Annotated in this window: 24 protein-coding genes; 13 read left to right on the forward strand and 11 right to left on the reverse strand. The window is 65.7% G+C overall.

Features of this window, described 5'->3' with window-relative positions:
* Nucleotide 1 precedes the first annotated feature (1 nt).
* The gene (locus tag D6M19_RS17910) at nt 2-1114 is read right to left on the reverse strand and encodes a cytochrome P450 (protein ID WP_234834912.1); all 1113 of its coding nucleotides are present in this window, start codon (nt 1112-1114) and stop codon (nt 2-4) included.
* A 70-nt stretch (nt 1115-1184) separates the two neighbouring features.
* Nucleotides 1185-2897 (reverse strand): FAD-dependent monooxygenase, encoded by a 1713-nt coding sequence (locus D6M19_RS17915; RefSeq protein WP_123026579.1) that lies wholly within the window; start codon nt 2895-2897, stop codon nt 1185-1187.
* Between the two features lie 129 nt (nt 2898-3026).
* On the opposite strand from D6M19_RS17915, the gene D6M19_RS17920 reads away from it, so the two are divergent.
* The 4 genes from D6M19_RS17920 (at nt 3027) to D6M19_RS17935 (ending at nt 6294) form a co-directional block, all read left to right on the forward strand.
* Nucleotides 3027-3806 (forward strand): IclR family transcriptional regulator, encoded by a 780-nt coding sequence (locus tag D6M19_RS17920; protein ID WP_123026580.1) that lies wholly within the window; start codon nt 3027-3029, stop codon nt 3804-3806.
* Between the two features lie 400 nt (nt 3807-4206).
* Nucleotides 4207-5292 carry an S-(hydroxymethyl)mycothiol dehydrogenase gene (locus D6M19_RS17925; protein ID WP_123026581.1) on the forward strand — a complete coding sequence of 362 codons (1086 nt, stop codon included), beginning with the start codon at nt 4207-4209 and terminating at the stop codon, nt 5290-5292.
* Nucleotides 5289-5921, forward strand: coding sequence for an MBL fold metallo-hydrolase (locus D6M19_RS17930; protein ID WP_123026582.1), 633 nt, complete (start codon nt 5289-5291; stop codon nt 5919-5921). Before D6M19_RS17925 ends, D6M19_RS17930 begins: the two co-directional genes overlap by 4 nt.
* Nucleotides 5922-5991: 70 nt before the next feature.
* On the forward strand, nt 5992-6294 hold the full coding sequence (locus D6M19_RS17935; RefSeq protein WP_234834913.1) for a YciI family protein: 303 nt from the start codon (nt 5992-5994) through the stop codon (nt 6292-6294).
* 210 nt (nt 6295-6504) lie between these two features.
* Here D6M19_RS17935 and D6M19_RS17940 read toward each other — a convergent pair whose 3' ends face one another.
* From D6M19_RS17940 to D6M19_RS17955, 4 genes are read right to left on the reverse strand one after another with little or no spacing between them, the layout of a single operon-like run.
* On the reverse strand, nt 6505-7257 hold the full coding sequence (locus D6M19_RS17940) for an acyl-CoA dehydrogenase family protein (protein ID WP_164478557.1): 753 nt from the start codon (nt 7255-7257) through the stop codon (nt 6505-6507).
* Nucleotides 7254-9212, reverse strand: coding sequence for an aconitate hydratase (locus tag D6M19_RS17945; RefSeq protein ID WP_123026584.1), 1959 nt, complete (start codon nt 9210-9212; stop codon nt 7254-7256). Before D6M19_RS17945 ends, D6M19_RS17940 begins: the two co-directional genes overlap by 4 nt.
* A gap of 27 nt (nt 9213-9239) precedes the next feature.
* On the reverse strand, nt 9240-10487 hold the full coding sequence (gene ribB / locus D6M19_RS17950; protein WP_123026585.1) for a 3,4-dihydroxy-2-butanone-4-phosphate synthase: 1248 nt from the start codon (nt 10485-10487) through the stop codon (nt 9240-9242).
* An 8-nt stretch (nt 10488-10495) separates the two neighbouring features.
* On the reverse strand, nt 10496-11008 hold the full coding sequence (locus tag D6M19_RS17955; RefSeq protein ID WP_234834914.1) for a flavin reductase family protein: 513 nt from the start codon (nt 11006-11008) through the stop codon (nt 10496-10498).
* Nucleotides 11009-11238: 230 nt separating this feature from the next.
* On the opposite strand from D6M19_RS17955, the gene D6M19_RS17960 reads away from it, so the two are divergent.
* The 5 genes from D6M19_RS17960 (at nt 11239) to D6M19_RS17980 (ending at nt 17203) form a co-directional block, all read left to right on the forward strand.
* Nucleotides 11239-12750 (forward strand): aldehyde dehydrogenase, encoded by a 1512-nt coding sequence (locus tag D6M19_RS17960; protein WP_123026586.1) that lies wholly within the window; start codon nt 11239-11241, stop codon nt 12748-12750.
* Nucleotides 12751-12765: 15 nt separating this feature from the next.
* Entirely contained in the window at nt 12766-13926 is a 1161-nt protein-coding gene (locus D6M19_RS17965) for an LLM class flavin-dependent oxidoreductase (protein WP_123026587.1), read from the forward strand.
* 71 nt (nt 13927-13997) lie between these two features.
* The gene (locus D6M19_RS17970) at nt 13998-14984 is read left to right on the forward strand and encodes an AraC family transcriptional regulator (RefSeq protein ID WP_234834915.1); all 987 of its coding nucleotides are present in this window, start codon (nt 13998-14000) and stop codon (nt 14982-14984) included.
* Between the two features lie 102 nt (nt 14985-15086).
* The gene (locus D6M19_RS17975) at nt 15087-16280 is read left to right on the forward strand and encodes a CaiB/BaiF CoA transferase family protein (protein ID WP_123026588.1); all 1194 of its coding nucleotides are present in this window, start codon (nt 15087-15089) and stop codon (nt 16278-16280) included.
* Entirely contained in the window at nt 16277-17203 is a 927-nt protein-coding gene (locus D6M19_RS17980; protein WP_123026589.1) for a hydroxymethylglutaryl-CoA lyase-like TIM-barrel protein, read from the forward strand. Before D6M19_RS17975 ends, D6M19_RS17980 begins: the two co-directional genes overlap by 4 nt.
* A 109-nt stretch (nt 17204-17312) precedes the next feature.
* On the opposite strand, the gene fadD4 is transcribed toward D6M19_RS17980, so the two are convergent.
* The 3 genes from fadD4 to D6M19_RS17995 form a co-directional block, all read right to left on the reverse strand.
* Nucleotides 17313-18845, reverse strand: coding sequence for a fatty-acid--CoA ligase FadD4 (fadD4, locus tag D6M19_RS17985; RefSeq protein ID WP_123026590.1), 1533 nt, complete (start codon nt 18843-18845; stop codon nt 17313-17315).
* Between the two features lie 181 nt (nt 18846-19026).
* On the reverse strand, nt 19027-19926 hold the full coding sequence (locus D6M19_RS17990) for an SDR family NAD(P)-dependent oxidoreductase (protein ID WP_123026591.1): 900 nt from the start codon (nt 19924-19926) through the stop codon (nt 19027-19029).
* 93 nt (nt 19927-20019) lie between these two features.
* Nucleotides 20020-20781 carry a 3-hydroxyacyl-CoA dehydrogenase gene (locus D6M19_RS17995; RefSeq protein ID WP_123026592.1) on the reverse strand — a complete coding sequence of 254 codons (762 nt, stop codon included), beginning with the start codon at nt 20779-20781 and terminating at the stop codon, nt 20020-20022.
* Nucleotides 20782-21204: 423 nt separating this feature from the next.
* Here D6M19_RS17995 and D6M19_RS18000 point away from each other — a divergent pair, with 423 nt between their 5' ends.
* A complete protein-coding gene (locus D6M19_RS18000; protein ID WP_123026593.1) occupies nt 21205-22155 on the forward strand; it encodes a TIGR03564 family F420-dependent LLM class oxidoreductase in 951 nt (316 codons plus the stop codon).
* Here the strand turns inward: D6M19_RS18000 and D6M19_RS18005 are convergent.
* Both D6M19_RS18005 and D6M19_RS18010 read right to left on the reverse strand, forming a co-directional pair.
* The gene (locus D6M19_RS18005) at nt 22152-22937 is read right to left on the reverse strand and encodes a GntR family transcriptional regulator (RefSeq protein WP_123026594.1); all 786 of its coding nucleotides are present in this window, start codon (nt 22935-22937) and stop codon (nt 22152-22154) included. The genes D6M19_RS18000 and D6M19_RS18005 overlap by 4 nt on opposite strands.
* A gap of 7 nt (nt 22938-22944) precedes the next feature.
* Nucleotides 22945-24051: a zinc-binding dehydrogenase gene (locus D6M19_RS18010; protein ID WP_123026595.1), complete on the reverse strand. Its 1107-nt coding sequence runs from the start codon at nt 24049-24051 to the stop codon at nt 22945-22947.
* 325 nt (nt 24052-24376) lie between these two features.
* Here D6M19_RS18010 and D6M19_RS18015 point away from each other — a divergent pair, with 325 nt between their 5' ends.
* The 3 genes from D6M19_RS18015 to D6M19_RS18025 are packed head-to-tail and all read left to right on the forward strand — an operon-like array spanning nt 24377 to nt 26596.
* Nucleotides 24377-25327, forward strand: coding sequence for an NAD(P)-dependent oxidoreductase (locus tag D6M19_RS18015; protein WP_164478558.1), 951 nt, complete (start codon nt 24377-24379; stop codon nt 25325-25327).
* Nucleotides 25324-25734 carry a carboxymuconolactone decarboxylase family protein gene (locus D6M19_RS18020; RefSeq protein ID WP_234834916.1) on the forward strand — a complete coding sequence of 137 codons (411 nt, stop codon included), beginning with the start codon at nt 25324-25326 and terminating at the stop codon, nt 25732-25734. Before D6M19_RS18015 ends, D6M19_RS18020 begins: the two co-directional genes overlap by 4 nt.
* A complete protein-coding gene (locus D6M19_RS18025; protein WP_206428559.1) occupies nt 25715-26596 on the forward strand; it encodes an N-acyl homoserine lactonase family protein in 882 nt (293 codons plus the stop codon). Before D6M19_RS18020 ends, D6M19_RS18025 begins: the two co-directional genes overlap by 20 nt.
* The last annotated feature ends 17 nt before the right edge of the window (nt 26597-26613 follow it).

Raw genomic sequence — 26613 nt, forward strand, 5'->3', positions numbered from 1 at the left:
GTCAGCTCACGAGCTTGACCCGCATGGATGTGAGTCCGCGCAGCAGCTGGTTGGTCGAGCGGACGAGATCGGAGATCTCGAAGCGCTCGACGCGGGCGCTCAGCGCTTCGAACAGCGCGCGCATTTCCAGACGGGCCAGGTTCGATCCCAGGCAGGTGTGCGGTCCGAACCCGAAGGCAACGTGTTCGGAGACGCGCGGTCGCCGAACGTCGAAGCGCGTCGGGTCCTCCCAGCGGCGCTCGTCACGATTGGCGGACCCGAAGAGCAACATCACCCGCGTACCTTCGGGAATGGTGATGTCGCCCACGGCATAGTCGCGGGTGGCCAGACGGCTGAAGCGTTGAAGCGGCGACTCGAGCCGCAGTGCCTCGTTCACCGCATTGGGGATGAGGCTCGGGTCCTCGCGGATGAGATCCCACTGTTCCGGGTGTTGCCCGAATAGCATCATCGCGCTGCTGATGCCGTTGATGGTGGTGTCCAGGCTCGGAGCCAGATAGGCCGACATCATGCCAGCACACGATGAGCGGTCGATCTCGCCGCGGTCGGCCGCGTCGTAGATCGCCTGCGCCCATCCGCCGGGGCGCAGGTTTGGCGGGACTGCCTCCTCCTCCTGGTAGCGGAGCATATCCATCAGTGTGGGGAACGCCGCCCGCGAGGCCGGATTGTCCGGTCCCGCGCCCTGGAAGAGCGCCGATGCCCAGTCGAGCATGCGCTCGCGCCCGGTCTCCGGAATGCCGACCAGCCGGGAGATGACGGTGAGCGGGAGGTGGTAGGCAAAGTCGGTGACTCCGTCGAACTCGCCGGCCTCGACCAAGCGGTCGACGACGGCCTGGGCTTCCTGGTTGAGGATGTCCGCGAGATTCCGGACTGTGTCCGGTCCGATCGGGTGGCGGATGACGCGCCGGATGGCGGTGTGCTGCGGCGGATCGGTGCAGATGATCGCCCTACCGCGCATCGCGGCATTGACGGTGTCGTTGAACATGACCCCGCTCGCGGAGGAGAAGGAATCCGGATCGCGGGCGATGGTCCGCAGCTGTTCATAACGCGGGATCGCAAAGAGGCCGAGCTTGTTGAGCCAGACGGCCGGTCCGCCGGCACGCAACTCTTCGTACAACGGATATGGATCGAGCAGAGCGTCGAGAGCAAAGAGATCGACGTCGGACTCGGGGACATCGAGCATGGTCTTATTCATGAATTCCACTCCTGGTGTGATTTGACATGTCGGTATGAGCGGCGTTCTGCGTCGCCCCGGTCCTTCGCTGCAACATTGGTGAGTTCATGTCTGCGGGATCACGAGAACGAACTCCGGCATGTATTTCTTGGTATGTGGCGGTTGGCCACATTGCGGTGATGATTGCGGTTTGGTCGATGTGGTTGCCGTGCCAGGCGATGTGTTGGTCAGGTCGTATGAGTAGCCAGTCGTATGGGGCGGGCAGGGTTGTTGGCCTTTCGACGATGTCGAGGGGAAGGTTGAATGTGTGGGCTTGGTTGCGGGTTGCGATGGCGGCGGGGGAGTGTGGTTCGGGGCCTAGCAGTGTGAATCCGCGTCCGAGTGCGTCGAATAGGGGTCGTTGTTGATCGTCTAGGCAGTGGGGGAGTCGGCTGCCGACTTCGGTGTTGGGTGTGTAGTGGTCGAGGTCGGTTGGGACAGCGGACTTTTGGTTGGCCTGGTGGACGGTCGTGTCGGGGCTGGGTTGGCCGTACGTGTATCCCAGAACGAGTCCTGCGCTGTGGAATTCACTGAACTTGGATCGTTGGATGTGTTCGGCGAGCGTCACTCGGTTGGTTCCTTGGGCGGCCTGGCGCGCGAAGTCGCCTGGCAAACCGCCCATGTTTTGGCGGGCCGCGGCGATGGTGATCTGCGCGATCGGTTTTCGTTCCTGCTCGTAGGTGTTAAGCAGCCCTGGATCGGCCCAGCCGGCGAGCACTCCTGCCAGTTTCCAGGACAGGTTGACCGCATCTCCGATGCAGGTGTTGTAGCCGTGGCCGCCGAAGGGTGGGTTTTGGTGTGCAGCTTCGCCGACGAGGAAGACCCTGTCTTTTCGGTAGCTGTCGGCGACTGTCATTCGCGCGTTCCATGAATCGGTGGACAGGACATGGTGGGGGAAGGGCCCTCCAACGAGGTTTTCGAGCAGTCGTGAGACGTGAGCCCGGCCTTGTTCTGCGTCGACGCCCGGCATGATCGCCCACCAGGTGCCATCGAGATCGAGGCGGCCGATCAACCCCGAGGTCCGCTCGTTGACGATCCAGTACTGCACCGCATCGCCGAGGTCGGTGCGCAGCTGGGGGGCGTGGAACACCGCGTTGAAGTTCGGTCGCGGATCGGATTCGCCCCGCAGCTCTATTCCGGTTGACTGGCGCGTCGGACTTGACGGGCCGTCGCATCCCAGAACGTAGTCGGCCTGGACTGTGATGGACCGCTGACCATCGTCGAGCCGGGCAGTGACGCGATCGGACTGTGAGGTGTCCAAATCGATGAGGCGGGCACCCCACAGGAAGTCGACGAGGGGGTTGGTGGCCAGGTGGGCGCGCAAGACCTCTTCGACCAGCGGTTGGGGTATCTGCTGCCCGACTTCGGGCGAGGCAGCGGTACTGCAGAGTCCAAAGCAGTCGGTGAACTCGGTGATGGCGTGGCCGGTGAGCGCATCGGCGAACACGACCCGATCCGACCAGTTGGGATTGAGGGGAGCCGCCTCGCGGATGGCGGTGGCGATTCCCCAGCGGCGGAACAGTTCCATCGTCCGTATCGAGGTGGTCTTGGCGCGCGGCCGGCCCACCGAGACCGAGGTGCGGGGTTCGGCGACCAGGCAGGCCACCCCCTGATGAGCGAGTTCGCACGCCGCCGCCAGGCCAGAGGGGCCAGCGCCGACGATCAGCACGGGCGTCTCGAGCGCCATCTGTGTGTCCTCTACGGTCGTCGGGTGTTATAGCCGTCACAGCATCGCCGTCCTGACCATGGGTGCGGGGGTGTGATTTCATTGGTTGAAACGACGAATCCGTCTGGCATCGGTGCGACAGGAGATGCAATGGCCCGCGGTGAGGCCCACGAGTCGGTAGTGGACCGAGTTTTCCGCGTCCTCGGTGCCTTCGACGTCCCAGGAGAAGAACTCGGTCTCGCGAACATCGCGGTCCGCGCAGCCCTCCCCAAACCAACCGCCCATCGGCTAGCCAGCGCACTGGTATCCCTCGGCGCACTCGAGAAGCGCGATGACGGCCGTTACGTGCTGGGCTTGCGCCTTCTCGAGCTGGCAGCATTGGCCCCCCGCGTATACGAGCTGCGGACGATCGCCATGCCGTACATGGAGGATCTGCACGCCGTGACGCGACAACACGTCATGCTTGCCGTCCGCGAAGGGGATCGGGCCGTGATGGTGGAGCGGCTATCTGCCCGCGGCTCCGGCGCGGTGCTTTACCACGTCGGGGGTTCGATGCCGTTGCACTCAACCGGGGTCGGACGCGTCCTGTTGGCTCACGCTCCGCGAGACTTGCAGGAGGAGATTCTGGCGCGCACGTTGGTCCTTGAGCCAGAGCGAACCCCGTTGCCCGCAAGGGAACTGCGGGCGGCACTGGCGGTCATACGACGAGATAACTTGGCTGTGGTACACAGAACCTTCACGAACGAGTTCCTGGACACGATGAGCTCGGTGGCGGCCCCAATCCGGGCGGCTGGGGGCGAAGTCGTCGCCGCTCTGTCGGTGATCACTTGGGCGCACGAGGTTGCCGCCGGCGAACTTCGCGCAGCCCTGCTCACCGTGGCGCGCGCAATCTCGCGACAGCTCGTCGCCGGCGCACACCCTCGAACCTAAGTATGTCTGCGCCGAACACCGGGTGGGCGGGTGATACCGACTCGGTGATCCGCCAGTAGGCGCGGCAGCATGCCCCAGCACGTCGCGCGGGGGGCGGGCCCCGCGTTCGAAACTAATGTCATATTTCGAATATCTGTTGACAGTTCGTTTGCCTGCGCCAATACTGTCGAGGGCGCCGTCGACGTTGCGTGCCGCCTCTGACACGTGAGCGGGCTGCCCGTGACACCGCGAGCGACCGCGGCCCGTGTTCCGCGAAATTGACTGCTGCCAAGCGTGATTCGGTGGTGCAGGCCACTCGCGGGACGCGCGACCCCGTCGGGACCTGGCCCAGCGTCGGCGTGTGCCGGCCCGTGCCCACCTGCGATATGCCCGCCGCACACGGAAAGAGGAAGGGAAACCCATGAGTCAAACAGTTCACGGTGTGGTCGCCAAAGGCGTCGGCCAGCCCGTGTCACGGGAACAGGTCGTCATTCCGGATCCGGGACCGCACGACGTCGTCGTGGCGATCGCGGCATGCGGTGTGTGCCACACCGATCTGCACTACCGCGAGGGCGGCATCAACGACGACTTCCCCTTCTTGCTTGGCCACGAGGCCGCTGGCACCGTCGAGTCCGTCGGTCAAGCGGTCACGCTGGTGAACGTCGGCGACTTCGTCGTCTTGAACTGGCGTGCGGTGTGCGGGCAGTGCCGAGCGTGCAAGAAGGGAAAGCCGATTTACTGCTTCGACACTCACAACGCATCGAAGAAGATGACGCTGACCGACGGCACGGAACTGACACCAGCCCTCGGGATCGGCGCGTTCGCCGACAAGACCCTCGTGCACGAGGGTCAATGCACCAAGGTGGATCCCGAGTCCGACCCTGCCGTGGTGGGTCTGCTGGGATGCGGCGTCATGGCCGGGTTGGGTGCGGCGATGAACACCGCAGCGGTGGGACGCGGCGATTCGGTCGCGGTCATCGGGTGTGGCGGCGTCGGGGATGCCGCGATCGCGGGCGCCCGGCTCGCTGGTGCGTCGACGATCATCGCGGTCGATCGCGACGAGAAGAAGCTGCAGTGGGCCACCGATCTCGGTGCCACCCATACCGTGGATGCAACTCAGCTCGACGTGGTGGAGGCGGTGCGCGAGCTGACCGGCGGCTTTGGCGCCGACGTCGTGATCGACGCGGTCGGCCGGCCCGAGACATGGAAGCAGGCCTTCTACGCCCGTGATTTGGCCGGCACCGTGGTGCTGGTCGGAGTGCCGACGCCGGAGATGACCATTGAGCTGCCCTTGATCGACATCTTCTCTCGGGGCGGATCGCTCAAGTCGTCGTGGTATGGCGACTGCCTACCCGACCGCGACTTCCCGGCCCTGGTGGACTTGTACCGTCAAGGCCGCCTGCCACTAGAGAAGTTCGTCTCCGAGCGGATCTCGATCGACGACGTGGAGAAGGCCTTCACTGCGATGCACGACGGTCGCGTGCTGCGTTCGGTAGTGGTGCTGTGAACGGCTCGTTTCGGACGGAAAAGGTAGTCACCACCGGCGAATTCAGCATCGATGGCCAGACGTGGGAGGTGTCGAACAACGTGTGGATCGTCGGCGACGATCAGGAGGTCGTCGTCGTCGACGCCGCCCACGAGACGGCAGCGATCATCGACGCGGTGGGCGATCGCAACGTGGTAGCGGTGCTCTGTACCCACGGGCACAATGACCACATCACAGTGGCACCCGAACTCGGCGTCGAACTGTGCGCGCCGGTACTGCTGCACCCGGCCGACGCCGTCTTGTGGAAGGCGACGCATCCGGAGGCCTCGTTCTGGTCTGTCGAGAGCCACCCGAGGATCGGCGTGGCCGGCACGGAAGTCGAGGTCATCCACACTCCCGGGCATTCACACGGATCGACGTGCTTCTACGTTCCAGAAGCGGGCCAGCTGTTCAGCGGTGACACCCTGTTCGCCGGTGGCCCCGGCGCGACCGGACGCTCGTACTCGGACTTTCCCACCATCATCGGTTCCATCCGGGACCGGTTGTTCTCGCTGCCGACGAACACCCGCGTCAACACCGGCCACGGCGAGGGCACCACGATCGGCGCCGAGTCCCCATACCTCGAAGAGTGGATCGCACGAGGTCACTGACGGCGGTACACGCCGACATGCGCGCCAAAGATCCACTGGTGCAACGGGAATCGAATTCTTCAGCTCAGAAATGGCGGAACAGACCATGGCGCTCTTCATCGTTCAGTACAGCTTCTCCTCAGCGAGCGCGCCCGGTCGCGACGACCACCGGGCAGCTCACCGCGAGTGGCTTCGCGGGCTGCTCGAGCAGGAGCGACTCCTAGTCGGCGGCCCCTACCCGGACGGGACGGGGGCAATGGCGGTCGTCGAGGCTCCTGACCGTGAATCGGTTCGGAACTGGTTCGACGACGATCCCTTCCTCCGGGAAGACTTGGTGGACGAATTGTCGGTCGTGGAATGGGTACCGACGATGGGCAGGGTCGGCGCCGGCTGAGGTGTCGGCGCGCAATCGGCGATGTCACCAATCGTCGTGGTGCCCCAATCGTCGCGGCGCCAGTGAAGGCCAGCCATGTACAACGAAGTTCTGGTCGCCAACCGGGATGAGATCGCCACCAAAAGGTGCTCGAGCTGGCGCCGTCGAAGCGGTGAAGATCGAGGCAACCACCACCGAAGGGGGGTGACCTCATAGCGGTGATCCCGGGGGTCAGGTGGCAGGTGCTCCATCACCCCGGGTGACCACGACAAGTCGCTGCCGATCGTTGATCGCCACGTCGTCGAAGATCACCTGGGCGCACTGCGCGCCGCCGGCGCCCGGGTGAAGCGCAGATACCGTGATGCCAGGGCTTCCCATCGCGACGATGAAGTGCGCGCGCCGCGGGCGCACCCCTCGCGGTGGTGTGAGCTGCGCCGCGAGCAGCCCGTTATCGGCGTGCAGAGCGTGGGCGGTGCAGAGGATCCGGCCGGCGACGTGCCAGGTCCCGTCGTCCCAGCACTCGGCTGCCAGGTCTTGGCCGACGAGGTCACCAGCAGCACCCCGTTGGTCAGTCAATGAACACCACAGGTCATCGCCGCGCAGCAGTCGTCGCAGGTAGCGCGCCTTGACGTCGTCGGTTCCGTAGGCCACGATCAGCGGCCCGCAGACCCGTAGAGCCGGGGTGTCGAGGAGATGCGCCAGGGAAGCGGCCGCCAGTTCCTCGGTGACGATCGCCTGCTGTGCCGGCGAGCCATTGCGACCGCCGTAACGCCACGGCCAGGTGATGCCGACGTATCCAGCGTCGTAGAGCAGTGTTTGAGCGCGGCGCCGGGCCAGGACCGCTTCGGGGTCGAATGTCTGTGAGCGCGCGTCGGCCAGGGCGGGGAGTCGTCCCTGATTGCCCTCCAGGAATGACCACAGCCGCTGACGGTAGAGGTGATCGGCGGAGACGTCGAGCCCGCCGGCGGCGCGGTTCGCGCTCACGCGGGGACCCCCCTGCTCGCGATGGCTGGATCGTAGTTCCCGACCTGCGCGAGAAGCCCACCGGCGAGCAGGGTCTCGCGTTCTCCGGCAGTCAAATCGATGGTGACCGAGAATTGTGTCCGATCGCCGGTGACGACCGACAACTCCTCGCGTCCGTCACTCAGGGCCTGCCGCAACCCTGTGACGGTCCACTCCTGACCCACGTCGATCTGCGGGGTGTCGTCAGGCAGGACGAGCGGCACAATGCCCACGGCTATCAGGTTGCGCCGATGGATGCGGGCATAACTGCGGGCGGCGATGAGCTTCACTCCGAGATGTGCTGGTATCAAGGCGGCATGCTCGCGCGATGACCCCTGGCCGTAGTTGTGTCCGCCGACGATGATGCCGCCGCCCCATCGACGTGCCCGGTCGTGGAATTCGGCGTCGAAGCGCTGGAACATATATCGGGCGCAGATGGCGATGTTGGACCACACGGACATCGCGATCGCGCCGTCGGGCGCCATGTCGCCGGTGGAGACGTCGTCGCCGACGTCGATCAGCACGCGCGCGGTGAGGCCGTCCGGGACCGGTGTCGGTGGGGCTGGTGCGACGAGGTTCGGCCCGCGCTCGACGATCACCGAGGCCCGCTCGCGGGCGGGCAGCGGGACGGTGATGTGGTGGTCGTGAATCGAGACGTCCGGCGCGGCGGCGGGGCGAAGCGTGATTGACCCGCGCGCCGTGGGGTCGGTGATTCGTCCGGTGAGAGCGCTGGCCGCCGCGGTCGACGGGCTACACAGATAGACCTGATCTTCGGCGGTTCCACTTCGGCCGGGAAAGTTGCGGTTGAACGTGCGCAGCGATGCCGCTCCCTGCAGCGGAGCCTGACCGATACCGACGCAGGGGCCGCAGATGGGTTCGAGCATGCGGGCACCGGCCTGCAGCAGATCCTGGTAGACACCGGATTCGATGATGGTGTTGAGGATTTGGCGCGACCCGGGGGTCACCGTGAGCGAGACCCGTGGATGCACGGTGCGCCCGCGCAGAGCCGCAGCCACCGTCGCGAGGTCCTCATACGAGCTGTTCACCGACGAACCCACGCACACCTGCGTGACCGGCGTGTCGGGCAGTTCGTCGACGGCGATCACGTTGCCGGGAGAGTGCGGCACGGCCACGAGGGGGCGCAGGTCGGTCAGGTCGATCCGAATCTCCTCATCGTAGGTCGCGCCCGAGTCCGCACACATCGCACGGAAGTCGCCATCGCGTCCCTGTTCGGCGAGCCAGCGCGCCGTCTCGGCGTCGGAGGGAAAGACCGCCGTGGTGGCACCGGTTTCGATGATCATGTTGGCGATGGTCGCTCGTCCCGACGTGGAGATCGTGGCCACGCCAGCGCCGTAGAACTCGAATACCGCGCCGCGTCCACCGCGAACGTCATAGCGCCGCAACAGCTCTAGGACGACATCCTTGGGTTCGACCGCGTCACGCAGCGCGCCGAGGAGTTCGACACCGATGACCCGAGGACAGGGAAAGGTGAAGCCGCGGCCAGCCATGGCCACGGCGACCTCGAGCCCACCGGCACCGGTGGCGAACATCGCGGCTGCCCCCGCCGTCGAGGTATGCGAGTCGGCACCGAGGAGCAATTCACCGGGCCTGGTGAAGCGCTCCAAGTGAATGTAGTGCGAGATCCCATGTCCAGCCGGTGAATAGCGCAGGCCATAGCGTTGACAGAAGGTGGTCAGATACCGATGGTCCTGCATGTTCTTGTCGTCGATCTGCAACACGTTGTGATCTACGTACATGACTGCCAGCGGAACCTCGATCGAGTCGGCCCCGAGTTGCTCGAACTGCATCGCGGCCATCGTCCCGGTGGCGTCCTCGAGCAGGATCTGGTCGGGGCGCACGCAGATGTCGGCACCGGGGATCAATTCACCTGCGGTGAGGTGAGCGCGCAGGATCTTGAAGGTGAGGTTGTCGGCCATCACGGTCGGTTCCTTCCGGGGACGTCTTCAGGGCAGGGCAACGGGAAGATCGAGCAGGTGGCCCAAGCGGTCACGCTTGGTCCGCAGATAGGTGATGTTGTCGTCGTTCGCAATCGGCGGGGTGGAAATCCGCTCGGTGATCGAGATGCCATTGGCGTTGAGCGCCTGAAGCTTCCGAGGATTGTTGGTGATGAGGCGGATGCGGTCGATCTCGAGTTTCCGTAGGACGGCGGCACTTACGTCGTAGTCGCGACTGTCAATCGGAAGGCCGAGTGCAATGTTGGCGTCGACGGTGTCGTGGCCGGTTTCCTGCAGTGTGTAGGCGGCAAGTTTGTGCGCCAAGCCGATTCCCCGGCCCTCCTGTCCGCGAAGGTAGATCAGCACGCCAGCGCCCTCGGCGGCGATCGCGGCGAGCGCGGCGTCGAGTTGGCTTCCGCAGTCGCAGCGACGGGAGCCGATGACGTCTCCGGTGAGGCACTCGCTGTGGACGCGAACCAGGACCCCGGCGTCGGTGGCCGAGGCGCTGCGAACATCGCCATGGCACAACACCAGATGGTCGACGCCGTCGCCGGCGGTGTAGGTCTGCGCGATGAACAGTCCGTGATCGGTGGGGATGGCCGCGGAGGCACCAAGGACCGCGCCGGTCTCGACGCGTCGGCGGTGTTCGACGAGCTCGGCGACCGAGATCATCGGGATCTGGTGGGCGGCGGCGAACGCGGTCAGGACCGGTCCAGACATCGGAATGCCGTCATCGGCCACCAGTTCGGTGATGACGGCGACCTGGCGGCACCCGGCCAGCCGCATCAGATCCACCGACGCCTCGGTGTGTCCGGCGCGTTCGAGAACCCCCGCGGCGCGCGCCCGCAACGGGAACACGTGACCGGGCCGGCGCAAATCGGCTGGCACAGTGGACTTGTCGGCCAGCGCACGCACAGTGGCCGCTCGATCAGCCGCAGAGATTCCGGTGCCAGTGCAGACGGCGTCCACGGTGACGGTGAAGGCGGTCTGCTGGTTGTCCGTGTTGGTGGCGACCATCAGGTCCAAGCCGAGGTCATCGGCGATCGCGTCGCTCATCGGGGTGCAGACCAGGCCGCTGCCGTGCCGAAGCAGGAAGACCATGTCATCGGTGTCGACATATTCGGCAGCCATGACCAGGTCGCCCTCGTTCTCGCGGTCGGCGTCGTCGGCCACGAGGACCATGCCGCCGTGTGCGATCGCGGTCAGTGCTTCGCTGAGTCGGCTCAACGCGTCGGCGGGTGCAGAGGTCGTGGGCATGCGGTCCCTCACTGTCGGCCGGTGTGGTTGTTGTCGTGCGGGTGCGGAAGGTGGTAGGCGCCTCGGAAGTACAGGAGTGGTCGGTCCTGCGAGTTGGCCTGCAGGTCGAGTACTTCGGCTGCCACGATGGTGTGGTCGCCCCCGTCGTATTCGGCCCACAGTCGGCACTCGGCCCACGCGACCACGTCGTCGAGGATCGGCGCCCCGAGCGACCCGGGTGACCACTTGACACCGGCGAACTTGTCGGCGCCCGAGACAGCGAAGCCGTTACTGAGCCCGTCGTGGTGAGCGGCGAGGACGTTGATCGCGAAGGTGCCGACGTCACGGATCCTCGGCCAGGTCGTCGAGGAGCGCCCCGGGCTGAACATCACCAGGGGAGGATCGAGAGACAGCGAGCCAAATGACTGGCAGGTGAAGCCGATGGGGCCGCCGTCGCTCATCGTCGTGATGACGGTGATGCCCGAGCAGAAGTGCCCGAGCACAGTCCGCATGAGCTGGGGGGTGACGTGTGAAACCTGCATCGTCGTCTCCTGAGGTGCCTACGGTCGGCGGTCTCCGCGCACCGACCGTAGGCAGTTTGTGACCGCGCTCACTATCCCGAGACGGCAAGCGATCATCCGCAAAGTGAAAATCGGTCGCGCCGCTGCACGGAACGGACAATGCGCTGCACTGACCGGCTATCGACGGGGCTGAGGCGGTCCTATCTTCGGATCATGGTGACCTGCGACACACGAACCATGGGAAGTCGACTATGACAGCTGCACCCGCGACCGCCCGGCCCGACGTCGAACCGGGCCTCGAAGAGTTCAAGATGTTCATCGGCGGCGAATTCGTCTCTGCTCGTTCGGGAAAGACGTTCGACACCGAGAATCCGTACCTGGGCCGAGCGTGGGCGCGAGTGCCCGACGGTTCGAGCGACGACGTCGATCTCGCCGTCGACGCGGCGCGCTCCGCCTTGCAGGGCCCGTGGGGTGAGGCGACCGGCTTCGAGCGGTCGCGGTTGCTGCGCCGGCTGGGCGATCTGGTTGCGGCCAACGCAGAACGGTTGGCGCGCTTGGAGGTTGCCGACTCGGGCAAGTTGTACCGCGAGATGATCGGACAGCTGAACTACCTACCGCAGTGGTACTACTACTACGCCGGGCTGGCCGACAAGCTCGAGGGGCGCACCATCCCCTCGGACAAGCCGAACTTCTTCGTCTACACCCGCCGTGAGCCGGTTGGTGTGGTCGCCGCGATCACGCCGTGGAATTCGCCGCTGCTCCTGCTGACCTTCAAGCTCGCCGTCGGCCTCGCCGCGGGTTGCACGTTCGTGATCAAGCCATCCGAGCACTCTCCGGCAGCCACCCTGGCGTTCGCCGAACTGGTCGACGAAGCCGGCTTCCCACCCGGTGTGGTCAACGTGGTGTGCGGCGCGAGCCGCGAAGTCGGCGAACACCTAGCGCGTCACCGCGGTGTCGACAAGGTCGCCTTCACCGGCTCCACCACGACCGGACGGGCCGTGGCCAAGGCTGCAGCGGAGAACCTGAACAAGGTCACCTTGGAACTCGGCGGGAAGTCTCCGCAAATTGTCTTCCCCGACGCCGATCTCTCCGCGGCGGCCAACGGCTTGATAGCCGGCGTGTTCGCCGCCACCGGGCAGACCTGCATGGCGGGGTCCCGGTTGATCGTCCACGAAGACGTCCACGACGGGCTGATTCAACTGGTCGCCGAACGCGCCCGCGCCATCAAACTCGGCGACCCCAACGACGCCGACACCGAGATGGGGCCCGTAGCGAACCGCCCCCAGTATGAGAAGGTCCTCGGCTATCTGAAGACCGCGGTGGCAGAGGGTGCGACGGTCGCCGCTGGCGGTGGCCCCAGCACCGAGCAAGGCGGACTGTTCGTTCAGCCCACCGTGTTCACCGACGTCACCCCCGACATGACCGTCGTGCGAGAAGAGGTGTTCGGTCCGGTGTTGGCCGCCTACAAGTTCCGCACCGAGGAGGAAGCGCTGGCCCTCGCCAACGACACCCCGTTCGGGCTCGCCGGTGCGGTGTGGACCAGCAACGTCCATCTCGCGCATCGGGTGGCCGCAAAGCTGCGCGCCGGCACCGTGTGGATCAACGCCTATCGAGTGCTGGCGCCCAACGTTCCCTTCGGCGGCTTCGGCGACAGTGGCCTGGGCCGGGAGAACGGCCTCGAGGCAATCAACGAATACACCGAGAACAAGTCCGTGTGGGTCGAACTGACCGGCGCGACCCGTGATCCCTTCAAACTCGGCTGAACGACAGGAATATTCATGACCACGATCGATTTCGCCCCGACCGAACCCCGTCCCGTCGAGGAGACAGTCCCCCTGGTCGACCGCAGGGAGACCAACCCGATGTTCAACGACCAGAAGATGAAGCTGGGCCTCTTCGGCACCAACTGCTCCTACGGGCTGATCATGTCGCACGCGCCCACCACCTACGAGGTGAGCTGGAAGCACACCGTGGAGATCGCGCAGCGCGCCGACGCCCTCGGCTTCGAGGCGCTGGTGCCGGTGGCGCGCTGGAAGGGCTTCGGCGGAACCACCAACTTCAACGGCAACTGCTTCGAAACCTATTCGTGGGCAGCGGGACTGGCTCAGGCCACCGAGCAGATCGCGATCTTCGCGACGTCGCATCTGCCGACGGTGCATCCCATCGTGGCGGCCAAGGCCGCCACCACGATCGACCGGATCTCCGGTGGCCGTTTCGGTCTCAACCTGGTCATGGGCTGGGTGGAACCGGAGATGGCGATGTTCGGCGGTTCGCAACGCCAGCACGACGACCGCTACGCCTTCGGGCAGGAGTGGATCGACTACACCAATGATCTGTGGACCAAGCCGGGTGCGTTCAGCTTCCACGGCAAGTACTTCGACGGTGACGACGTGGAGTCCTACCCCAAGCCGCACCAAGCGCCGCGGCCGGCTCTGATCAACGCCGGCAATTCCAAGAGCGGCATCGAGTTCTCCGCCCGTAACGTTGACTTCAACTTCGCCTCATTGGACACCCTCGAGAACATGAGGGCCTACACGTCGGCGATCGTCGAGAAGGCCCGCACTGACTACCACCGGACGATCAGCCCGATGACCTATGGGTTGGTCGTGTGCCGCGACACCGAGAAGGAAGCCAAGGCCGACTTCCAACGGGTCGTCGACGACGGCGACTGGGGCGCGGCGGGCAACGTCATCAAGATGGCGATGTCCGGGGCAAGTCAGTCGTTCGATCATGCCAAAGAATTCCAGGAGCGGTTCATCGCCGGGTGGGGCGGCTACCCCATCGTCGGCACGCCCGAGCAGTGCGTCGAGGAGATCGGCAAACTCAACGAGGCGGGGATGGACGGGATCATCATGGGGATGATCGACTACAACGAGGAGATGAAGTACTTCGGTGATGCCGTGATGCCGCTGCTCAGGCAGGCCGGACTTCGCCACTGACCCCTGGCGCCTGGCCGTCGAAACCGCGGCGGCCAGCCGGGTAGGTCATGATGGGGAGAAGGAGCGAATCGGTGAGTCACGACGTCAAGCGACCTCTCGACGGGCACCCCGTGCTGCAGACGCACAGCCTCGACGAGGCTCGCCAGGCGGTGACCGAGGTGTACCTCGACCATGATTTGCGCGCCGACCAGCCCGGCCGCCTCGACATGACGCTCAATGCTGTGGAGCAGCGCCTGTTCACGGCGGGGTTCTTGACCTATGGCGCCAATGCCACGTTGTCCATGCCGCCGACCGAGGACTGCTATCACGTCAACCTGACGATCAACGGGGCTACGCATGCCGAGCGCAGCGACGGGCAGCGGGCCAGCACCGAGGCTCGCCGCAGCGGCCTGATCCTTCACCCCGAGCAAACCAACATCGTCAGCTGGGAGCCCGACGCCGAGCAAATCATCCTCAAGGTGCCGCGCAAGAGCTTGGAAACTCACCTGACCGATCTGCTCGGGCAGCCGGTGAACACTGCCATCGACTTCGAGTTCGGGCTAGATCTCTCCACTCCCGCCGGCGCGAGCCTGCTTGCCTCCGTCGAGTTCTTCGTACACGAGCTCGACCGTCCGGGCGGCATCGCCGAAATGCCGGTCGCGCGCGACCAATTCGAGTCATTCATCATGAGCCAACTGCTCGCCGCCGGAAGGCACCCCTACCGCGATGACATGCTCGCCGAACCCGGACTGGTCAAGTTGGGGCGGTTGCGTCCCGTCGTCGACTTCATCGAGATGAACGCCGACGAGCCGCTGACACCCACCGAACTGGCCCGCGCCGGAAACATGAGCGTGCGTACCCTGCATGCCTCGTTTCAGCGTTGCTTCGGGATGTCGCCCATGGCCTACGTCCGCAAAGTGCGACTCGAACACGTACATGACGAGCTCGTCTCCCGCCGAGGCGGTGACCAGAGCGTCACCGAGGTCGCCACCCGGTGGGGTTTCTACCATCTGGGCCGGTTTGCCCAGCAGTACAAGGACAGATTCGGGGAGTACCCCTCAGACACGCTGCGCCGCTGAATCCTTGGCTGATCACGGCCGTCGGCACTGCGACCCGTCAGTGACGCCCCACCCCGAGGCGGGGTGCTGCCGTGCCCGCCAGTCCTCGAAACGGAGGTCCAAATGTCTCGACCCCTACCACTGTCCGACATCCGCGTACTCGAACTCGGCAACTACATCGCCGCACCCACCGCAGGCCGGCTGCTGGCCGACTTCGGTGCCGAGGTGATCAAGGTCGAACGCCCGCACACCGGTGACGAACTCCGCAACTGGCGCCTCTATGCAGGCACCACCTCCATGCTGTTCCGCACCATCAACCGCAATAAGAAGTCCATCGTGTTGGATCTGCGCACCGAGGGCGGTCGGGCCGACGTGCTCGCGCTGGCAGCCCACTGTGACGTGGTCCTGGAGAACTTCCGACCGGGCACGCTGGAGAAATGGGGCCTCGGACCCGAGGTGCTCGATGCCGCCAATCCGAACCTGGTGATCACTCGCATCTCGGCATTCGGCCAAACCGGGCCGATGTCGCAGCGCCCCGGATTCGCCGCAGTGGCCGAAGCATTCGGCGGATTGCGCGAACTGGTCGGCGATCCGGATCGTCCTCCGGTGCGCACCGGGGTGTCCATCGGCGACTCCATTGCCGGTCTGTACGCCGGATTCGGCACGGTGATGGCTCTGCTCGCCCGGCACCGCGACCCTGAAAACCCGATTCCGTTGTCCGACAGGATCATCGACGTCGCACTCAACGAATCGATCTTCTCGGTGATGGAATCGTTGGTGCCCGACTACCTCGCCTACGGCGTGCAGCGGACACGGGTGGGCGGGCGGATGGAGGGAATCGCCCCGTCCAATGCCTATACCTGTAGCGACGGAAAGTCCATCGTGGTCGCCGGTAACAGCGACGCCATCTTTCAGCGCTATATGCATGCGATCGGACGGCCGGAACTAGCCGCCGATCCCGCACTATCCACCAACGAGGGCCGGTGGATCCGTCGCGACGAACTCGACGACGCCATCGGCGCCTGGGCTGCCCAACACGAGCGCGAGGAGGCGCTGAAGATACTCGACGACGTGCAGGTCCCCGCCGGGCCGATCCTGACGGCCGCAGACATCGCCGTCGACGAGCAGTACGCGGCGCGCAACATGATCCAGTCGTTCGCCGTCGACACCGGAAACCTCGAACCCAAGCAAGTGGGTTTCCCCGGTGTGGTGCCGGTGATCGGCGACGCGTCACTACCGGTCCGGTCGATCGGACCCGATCTGGGTGAGCACACCGACGAGATCCGCGCCCGCTTCCTCGACGGAGTCGTCCGATGACCGCTCCGATCGCAAGGGTGCTGCTGCGCGACGTCACCCTGCGCGACGGGCTGCAACTCACGGGCAAGCTGCTGCCCACGGCACACAAGGTCGACCTCGTCCGGGCTCTGCTCGAGCTGGGTGTCCCCGAACTCGAGATCGGGTCGATGGCCCGCCCAGATCTGGTCCCGACGATGGCCAACACCGTCGAGGTGATCGGGGAGCTGACCCCGCAGGAGTTGTCGCGCTGCTGGATTTGGGTGGCCACGCCCCGCCATGTGGAACGGGCCGCCGCGGCAGGGGCACGCAACTTCCAGTACTGCCTGTCGGCCTCGGATGCCCACAATCAGGCCAACGTCGGCCGATCCACCGGCGCGAGCCTGGCCGCGATGCCAACTGCCGTCGACATCGCGGCCTCGGTGAACGGTCGCATCCAGTTGTGCATCGCCACCGCCTTCAGCTGTCCCTTCGACGGCGTCGTGGCGCCACAGCGGGTGCTCGACATCGTCACCGACGACCGCACCGACGGCTGCCACGACACAGTGGTATGCGACACGCTCGGACAAGCCATCCCCACCCAGGTGTCCGACCTCGTAGGGCGAGCGCGGGCGGCAGCCCCACAGCGGCGGGTCGCCTTCCACGGCCACGACACCTGGGGCATGGGGGTGGCCAACACGCTGGCAGCGGTCGCGGCGGGTGCCGCCGTGGTCGACGGTGCGCTCGGCGGGCTCGGCGGCTGCCCCTTCGCGCCCGGCGCCAGCGGCAACACCGCCACCGAGGACATCCTGTTCGCCACCCGGCCGGACTACCTAGACCCGGCCAGCTTCGCGAGTTTCGTTCGGCTGTCAGAGGACCTGCTGCACGAGCTGGACGAAGCGTCGCGGTCCAAGGCGGCCCAGGGGGCACGTTCACGCGCCGCCGCCTTCGAGTGGGTAATCGCCTAGCCGCCGGACCCGGTCAGCGGAGGCCGTCGAGCACCGGCGCGCCGATGGAGTCCCGGTAGAGGTGGTGTTTCATTCCGGACCGGTCACAGTTTTCGCGGGCATGGGTTGGTCAAGTCTGGTTGGCGTATTTGTCGATGAGTGGTTGTTTGTTGAGTTTTCCGGTGTCGGTGCGTGGCAGCTGGGCCTCGAAAGCGATTGATCGTGGACATTTGTAGTGCGCCAGCTGATCCCGTAGCCATCTCAGCAGCTCGACGGCGAACTCATCGGTCGCATCAATTGCGGCGACGGTCTGCACTGCGGCCTTGACCGACTGCCCCATCTCGTCGTCGGGGATGCCGAAGACCGCCGCGTCGAGCACCTTCGGATGGGTGACCAAGAGGTTTTCGGCTTCCTGCGGATAGATGTTCACCCCGCCGGAGATGATCATGTGATGGCGCCGGTCGGTGAGGAAGAGGTAGCCCTCCTCATCGAGGTAGCCGATGTCACCGACTGTTGTCCAGCCGTGGCTGTTTTGTGCGGCGGCGGTCTTTTCGGCGTCGTTGAGGTATTCGAAGGGAAAGCCGCCGTCGAAATAGATGTGGCCGGGCTCGCCGGCGGGCAGCTCCTGGCCGTCCTTGCCGAGGATGTGGGCGGTGCCCAGCATGGCCTTGCCGACCGAGCCGGGATGGGTGAGCCAATCGCGTGCGCCGATAAACGTAATGCCTGCCCCCTCCGAGGAGGAGTAGTACTCATCGACGATCGGGCCCCACCAGTCGATCATCTGCTTCTTGATCTCCACGGGGCATGATGCTGCGGCGTGCACGACGCGCTGCAAGGTGGAGACGTCGTAGGAATTGCGCACGTGTGCAGGCAGTTTGAGCATCCGCACGAACATGGCCGGCACGAACTGGCCGTGGGTGACGCGGTGGTGTTGGATCGCCGCCAGCGCCTGCTCGGGATCGAACTTCTCCATGATTACGGTGGTGGCGCCGAGCGCCTGTGCTGCCAGCGACCACATCGCCGGCGCGGTGTGATACAGCGGTGCCGGGCTCAAATAGGTGGCGTCACCGGTGATTCCCACGGCCCCCAGCAACGGCGCCAACGGGTTTGGCGCCTCGGCGGGCGTTAGAGCCGGCAGCGGGCGCCGGATTCCCTTGGGTCGGCCCGTGGTGCCCGACGAATACTGCAGCAGATCGCCTTCACGCTCGTCGGGGATTGCGGTGCCCGGCTGATCGGCCACACACCGCGGGTAGGTGTGCCAGCCGTGCAGCTCGTCGTCGGCGATGATTCGAAGTGCCGGCAGTCCGCCAGGTTGGTGATCGGCCAGGCTTTCACATATCGGGCGTGTTGCCGAAGAGCCGATGATCGCTTTGGCCCCACTGTCGGCCAGGATGTATGCCGCCTCCGGCGCGGTCAGATGGGTGTTGATCAACACGTAGTACAGGCCGCAGCGCCGCGCTGCCCACATGACGGCATGGAAGTGTGCGTTGTTCTCCATGACGACCGCGACCGCATCGCCCTCACCTAGACCGGCGTGGCGCAAGTAGTGGGCCAACTGGTTGGCCCGCGTCTCGAGCTCGCCGAAGCTCACGGTCGTCGCTGACGGATGCAGTATTACCGCGGGTCTATCCGGATCGGCCTGGGCGAGCGGGCGAATCTGCATATCAGAATCGTCTGGTAACGGGGCGGACTAGCCGGGCCGCTGCTGTGAATGCGGGTTTTGAGTTCATCGACGAAATCAGCTGCAGCTCAACAGGACACCGATGAGCAACATTCACACAGAGCCCGGCACCGGGCCTGTCTGGGTGCGAAACGCTGCGCGCTATGAAGTTTCCCTCCGGCCATCAGCTGACGGGGAAGACCACTTTGGTCAACTCCTCGGAGACATCCCACAGGCGCCGCTGCAGGTTCAGGTCGTATGACTGCTCACTGGACGCGACGACGACGGGATGACCCTTCACCTGGCCGATGCCGTTGGGTCCGTAGTACTGGCCGCCGAGCACGGCTGGGTCGGTGGCCGCGCGCAACGAGGGCAGCGCGCCGGCTGCCGGCTTCTGGGAGATGAGCGGGCTGATCGCCATCAATGGACGCTCGATTACCCGCGGGATGTTGCGGGCCAGCTCGGTGCTCGAAGCGCCGGGGTGCGACGCCACCGCGATCGTCGTGGCACGCGGCGCCAACCGGCGCTGCAGCTCGTAGGTGAACAGCAGATTGGCGAGTTTCGACTGGTGATAGGCGCCCATCCGGCTGTAGTTGCGCTCCCACTGCAGGTCGTCGAACTGGATGACGGCGCCCGTGCGGTGTCCGTTGCTGCTGACCGTCACGACCCGCGAACCCGGCACGCCGAGCATCGTCTCCAGCAGCAACCCCGTCAGGGCGAAGTGGCCGAGGTGGTTGGTGCCGAACTGCAGGTCGAAGCCATCGACGGTGGTGCTCTTCGGGGTCGTCATGACGCCGGCGTTGTTGATCAGCAGGTCGATGCGGTCCAACCGGCCCTTGAGCTCCTCGGTGGCGGTGCGGATAGACGCCAGCGAGGTGAGGTCCAGTTGCTGGACGATCACGTCGCCGGTCATGCGTGCGGCGGCGTGCGCACCCTTGGCGGTGTCGCGGACTGCGAGCACGACGCGTGCCCCCTTGGCCGCCAGCGCGCGCGCCGTCTCGAAGCCCAGCCCGGTGTTCGCACCCGTGATCACGGCGGTACGTCCGGTCTGATCCGGGATGTCGGCGGTGGTCCAGTCGGTCATGGGATCTCCTCGCTAAACTGTCAGCGGGGTGGCCGCCCCGGATGTGCGTCGTGCGTTTGGGCCTCGAGGGCCGAAAATCGTTGTGAGACGGTGCTATCGCGGTGCCAGCCGTATCGCTCCGTCAAGGCGGATCACTTCACCGTTGAGCATCGGATTCTCGACGATGTGCACCGCCAATGCGGCGTACTCATCGGGATGTCCCAACCGCGCGGGATGGGGCACCTGTGCGCCCAATGCCGCTCCGACCTGCTCGGGCAGTAGTCCGAGCATCGGTGTCTCGAATGGGCCTGGCGCGATCGTGACGACCCGGATGAGCTCGCGCGCCAGGTCGCGCGCTATCGGCAGGGTCATACCGACCACGCCGCCCTTGGACGCCGAGTAGGCGGCCTGACCGATCTGTCCGTCGAAGGCCGAGATCGATGCGGTGTTGATGATGACGCCACGCTCGCCGCCGATGGGCTCGGTGCTGGCGATCCGCTCGGCGCCCAGCCGCAGGACGTTGAAACTCCCCACCAGGTTCACGTTGACGACGCGTTTGAAGCTGTCCAGCGGATAAGGGCCATCCTTGGACACGATCCTGAAACCGTCGCCCGTACCGGCACAGTTGACGACGATGCGCAGCGGGCCCAGAGACTGGGCGAGGTCCAATGCGCGGCTCACCGAATCGGTGTCGGTGACATCTCCGGGGCAGAACCGCGCGCGGGTACCGAGTCGTTCAGCCGCTACGTCACCTGATGATGACGGCAGGTCGAGAATCACCACCGACGCACCGCGATCGAGTAGTCCGCGTGCGGTGGCCAAGCCGAGCCCGGAGGATCCACCGGTCACGACGGCCACTGAGTCGTCGACGTTCACCTCGCACCCACCTTCCCGCAAGCGATGGACTGGTTCCAGCACCGAACGTATGCCAGGCCGCCGGCGGTAGCTAGGCCGTCGAGGGTGGTAAAACGCCGTTTTCGCGCGCGGTGTTCGCCTGAGCTTGGGATCACACCGCCCTAGCCGTAAGGGCCCGGGGCACAATCGAGTTCAGTGTGCGCGGGCGCACACCTGGCTTTCGAAGAGTGCGACGCCTCACCCGCGGCCACTTGCTATTTCAACGTCGCTCATGCCGAGCGACAGGCGATTTCGGCTGGAACGGAGTTTTCACCGGGGTAGCAGCGCCGGAGGCAGGGGGGAGGTAGCCTCGGTCGAACGCTCCCGGGGCTGTCCCGCTCTGCGACGGCCTGAATCGTCGCGTCCGCAGGGCTTAGTCGCTACACTTCGACCAGAAAGGCGATCATGCGCATCAGCCGCTTCTTTTCGCCGACAGTGACCTTGACCGACTACGTCGACCTGATCGTCGGCTGTGAAGCCGCCGGCTTCGATGGCGCATGGATCCCCGACGCAATGTCGTGGGATGCGCTCACGGTGTCGGCACTGGTCGGGGCGCGCACCTCGACGCTGCGGGTGGGCACGGCAGTCGTCCCGGCATACCCGTCGCATCCGTTGACGCTCGCCGGCAAGGCGATGTCGACTCAGGCCGCGGCCGGTGGGCGGTTCACCTTGGGCTTGGGCACGTCGCATCAATTCGTCGTCGAACAAGTGTGGGGAATGTCCTTCGCTCGCCCCCGCCAATTCATGAGCGAGTACCTGGACATCCTGATACCGGCGATGCAGCAGGAACAGGTCGCGTTCCACGGCGAACAGCTGACTGGGGCACTGCCGCGAGCGTTGGTCCTGCCCGGTGTGCAGCCGCCGCCCGTCTTCTTGGCGGCTATGGGTCCAGCGATGCTGCGACTGGCCGGCGCCCACGCCGACGGCACGATCACCTGGTTGACCGGACCGCGCACGCTCGCCGATCACATCGTGCCGACCATCACCACCGCCGCCGCGGAAGCCGGCCGCCCGGCACCGACGATCGTGGCCGGCTTGCCGGTTTGTGTGACCAACGACGTCGAGGACGCGCGCAAGCGTGCGGCGGTTGAATACCAGGTCTACGACAACTTCCCGTCCTATCGGGCCATGTTGGACCGCGAAGGTCACGCCGTCGCTGGTGACGTGGCGTTGATCGGCAGTGCCGCCCAGATCGCCGAGAGTGTGCACGGATTGCGCGAGGCTGGTGTCACGGAGATGTATGCCGAGATCTTCGGCACCGATGAGGAGATCGCTGCCACGGTCGAGGTGCTGACCGGCCTGGCTCGCAGTCAGTCCGGCCCCAATGATGCTGCGCTGCTGAAGCATTCGCGCTAGCGCGATGGTCGATGGGCTCGGTGGATCGACAAGCGGTGCTCGTAGCGATCGGATGCGTGCACGGTGTGGGAGATCTCCAGCGGCCGTCCGTCGGCGTTGCGGTAAACGCGCTTCACGCGCAACGCCGCGCCACCGGCGACGGTGTGCAGGGCAGCGGCCCATTCATCGGTCAGGATGATGGCTGTAACCGTCTCCTCGGCGCTGGCGACGGGACCCTCCAACGCGCCAACAGCGGCGATGACGGTTCCCTGTGCGCGGCCCGTTGGGATTTTGTCCTCGCTGACCAGGCGTTCACCGATATCCGGGGGAACGATGATGTCGGTCACCGCGAATGGGGCGTCGTCTACCCATCGGCGCACCCGCAACTGCGCCACCACAGGACTGTCCAATTCGAGGTCTGCGGCATGGGCCGGATCGCGCCGCAGATGCAGCGCGGTGATGACCTCCATCTCGGTTCCCGTCCACTCCTCCAGGTGCTCGATTGACCCCGTCGAACGTACGACCCGGCCGGTCTTGGGGCGTTCGGTCGGGTAGGTGCCTCGCCCTCGGACACGGTAGACCTGTCCGTCGGCGACGAGTTCCTGGAACGCGCGCCGTACCGTCTGACGCCCGAGCCTGTAGGCCTCCATCAACTCGGTGTCGGTCGGGAGTGCGGTGTCGGGTCCGTACCGTCCGGCCTGAATCTGTTCGGTGAGAAGCAATGCCAACTTGCGGTAACTGGGCAATTCGGCGCTGCCGGGTAGGCGTGCCGTCGCGACGTCGGCGGGTAGCTCCGCAGTCATGGCACTGTCATGCGAACGTGATGACCTGGCGGAGCGTTCTGCCGTGGTGCAGGTCGTCCATGGCCTGGTTGAGCTCGTGAAGCCGGATGTGGCCGCTAATGAGCTTCTCGATGGGCAAGCGGCCCTCCTGATACATCAGGACGTAGCCCGCGATGTCGTCGCGGGGAACGTTGGAGCCCATGTAGGAGCCGATGATGGAGCGCGCCTGTACGACGAGCTCGGTGGGCGCGATAGTGATCCTGGTGTCGGGATGCGGCAGTCCCACGGTGACCGTCCGTCCGCCCGGAGCGGTGAGCGAGATGGCTGTTTCGAGCGCCGGGCCGCTGCCCACGCAGTCGACGACCACCGCGAACTTACGGCCGGATGCGGTCGCTTCCTGCGGTGTAAGGGCCTCGTGCAATCCGAGCTCACGGGCGATATCGAGCTTGGATGCAACGGTGTCGACGCCGACCACCGAATCGGCGCCGGACCCCAATGCCACCAGGGCGCCGGCCAGACCGACACCGCCGAGCCCGACGACGGCGACCGACTCGCCGGGTTGTAGGCGGCCCGCGTTGAGGATCGCGCCGCCCCCGGTGAGCACCGCGCATCCCAGGAGCGCAGCCACGTCGGAGGGAATCTCGTTGGGAATCGCGATGATTGAGTGCTGGTCGATCACGGCGTGGGTGGCGAAGGCCGACACGCCGCTCTGGTGGTCGAGGTCGGTGCCGTTGCGGTGCAGTCGCCGGCCGCCGCCGAGCAGCATCCCGTCGGCGTTCGCCTTGCTGCCTCGGCTACACAGCGACCAGCCGGGTGGGGTGCAGGACTCGCACTGGCCACAGCGCGGCATGAAGGTCATCACGACCTTCTGTCCGACGGACAGGTCCACCACACCGTCGCCGAGTCGTTCGATGATGCCGCAGGCCTCGTGTCCGAGAACCGTGGGTACGTTGCACACCCGGTCGCCCGATACCCGCGAGAGGTCGGAGTGGCACACCCCGGCTGTCTCGATCCGCACCAGCACCTCGCCGTATCGGGGCGCGTCGAGTTCCACGGCGGCGAATTCGATCGGCCGGCTCTCGCCCCAGGGCGGTGGCGCGCCGATGACGGTGAGTACTGCGGCTTCGATCTGCACTGCTTCTCTCTCGGGCCGAAGAAGGGGCGGCTATTTAGCGTCCGGCCAGGCTACAGCCCGTCGGCACCCGGCGTCAACGACCATGAATACGAGCTGAGGATCCGCGCAGACGGCGCTACCGCACCCCGACGAGGAGCTCGTCGGCGATCGGTTCAGCCGGGTCGGTGCAGCTCAAGGGGTTGATAGCGGGCCGGGGATGACAGACGTGCGTGCCGGGGCGTATAAAGAGTCGTCACTTTCGCTCTACAGTTACAAACAGCCGCTTCTATCTCTCGCATTGCGGCCGCGGCGACCCTGCACTGCACGACAAACCCGAAGGAGTGTCATGCCAGACCGGTTGACCTCGGACCCGACGACACTCTTCGTCGGCCTCGGCAGGATGGGCGCCCCGATGGCTCGGCGCTACGCCGAGACCCGTCCGACGCTGGTCCATGACTCCGACGACGCCGCCGTCGCGCGGACGGTATCCGACTCGCCGGCCGGACCGATGACGTCGTTGGATCAGATCCCGGCCAGCGTCGACACCGTCATCCTGATGCTTCCGCACAGCGGGATCGTGGAATCGGTGCTGCTGGGACCCGGAGGTCGGGGTGACGGTCTCTTCCGGCGGCTGAGCGAAGGCGCCCTGGTCATCGACATGGGATCATCGCGGCCGGCGAGCACTCGGGCGTTGGCGGACCACGCCGCGGATCTGGGCCTCGACTTCGTCGACGCGCCAGTCTCGGGCGGGGTTGCCAAGGCCGTCGACGGCACGTTGTCGATCATGATGGGCGGGGCCGACGGTGCACTAGACCGCGCCCAGCCGCACGTAACCCCTTTGGGCAGCCAGATATTCAGGCTCGGACCCAGCGGAGCCGGGCACTGCGCCAAGGTGCTCAACAACTGGCTGTCGGCGTGCAATCTGGCTGCGGCGGGTGAAATCCTTTGCATCGCAGCCCAAGCCGGCATCGAACCCGCCGCCATGCTCGACACGCTCAACGGCTCCACCGGTCGCAACCAGGCGACCGAAGTCAAGTATCCGGCCCACGTCCTGACCGGCACCTACGGGTCGGGATTCGCATTCGACCTGATGGTCAAGGACCTCCGGACGGCCGACGAGGTCAAGCGTGGGCATAGCAGCTACACCCCGGTCTTGGATGCAGCGCTGGACGTGATCGAGAAGGCAGGCACCTTCCTTGGTGCCGGCGATCGTGACCACACGGAAGTGGCCAAGTTCTATCAGCACGAGAACGGGGTCGTGTTCGACGGCACCGAAACCCGCAAGGAGGCAATGTGACCGCAGCCCAGGAGTACATCGACGAGATGGCCGCGACGAGGGGCTATGTGCTGGACTACCACAAGGTGATGGCACAGCACGACTTTCCGGTTCTGCAGGCGGCGAATGGATTGGTGGGCGCTGCCTACCTGAATCAGCGCACCCTGGACCGCAAGACCAAGGAGCTGATCTTCATCGTCAGCCTGACGGTGATGCGGGCGTCCAAGGGGCACATTCAGAGTCACATCCGCGTTGCGCTCGAGCTCGGTGTGAGCGCGACCGAGATCCTCGAGGCCATCGAGATCTCGCTGCCCGAGGCGGGCATCGTCGCGTTCCAAGCCGGACTCGAGGCGTGGCGCGAGGTCGTCGGTGCCGACGGGCTCGAGCCGAGTGTCGCGGTGCACCAGGGTGGTTCGGGCACGGACTGAGTACGTGGCGATGTCGATGCCGCCTGCAGAGGAGTTGGCTTCCGACCGCGACGACGACTACACCGTCTGGATCATCAAGTACGGCACCAGGCAGACTACGCGACGCGAACTGTTCCTGAACTACGATCTCTACGGGGAGCCCGATGCCCCGGCGACGATGGACTACTTCTTCTGGGTGGCACGCAACCGGCACCGCACCGTCGTCATCGACACCGGATTCTCTGAACGGGCCGCAATCGCGCGCGGGCGCAGCATGATCCAGCATCCAGTCGACGCCCTGGCCAGCATCGGAGTCGAAGCGCGCGACGTCGATGCGGTCGTGCTGACTCATGCTCACTACGACCACATCGGCAATGCCGGGCTGTTCGGCGACGCCACGCTACTGATGGCGCGCCGGGAGATGGAGTTCTGGGCCTCGTCAGTGGCGCAGAAGCGGTTGTTCGCTGCCTACACCGAGCAAGACGAGCTCGACGCGTTGGCGGCGGCACGCCGGCGTGGACGGCTCGAACTGTTCGACGGCTCGATCGACGTTGCGCCCGGCATCGAGGCGCTGGAACTCGGCGGTCATACACCAGGGATGAGCGTGGTGACCGTACGTACCAACGCGGGCACGGTGCTGCTGGCGTCTGACACCATGCATCTGTACGAACAGTACGAACGCGAGATGCCGTTCTCCGGCGTCACCGATCTCGCGGGCATGTACCTCTGCTACGCGACCATTCGCTCGATGCTCGATCAGGGTGTGAGCCATCTCGTGGCCGGCCACGATCCGATCACGTTGAGTCGATTCACGCCAAGCAACGTTCTGCCCGGGCTGGCCGCAACTATCGGCACGACGACGACGGCCGTCCCCGCCGATTAGCCGAGCAGGGGTTGGGC

The organism is Mycolicibacterium stellerae (genome assembly GCF_003719305.1).
GTDB lineage: Bacteria > Actinomycetota > Actinomycetes > Mycobacteriales > Mycobacteriaceae > Mycobacterium > Mycobacterium stellerae.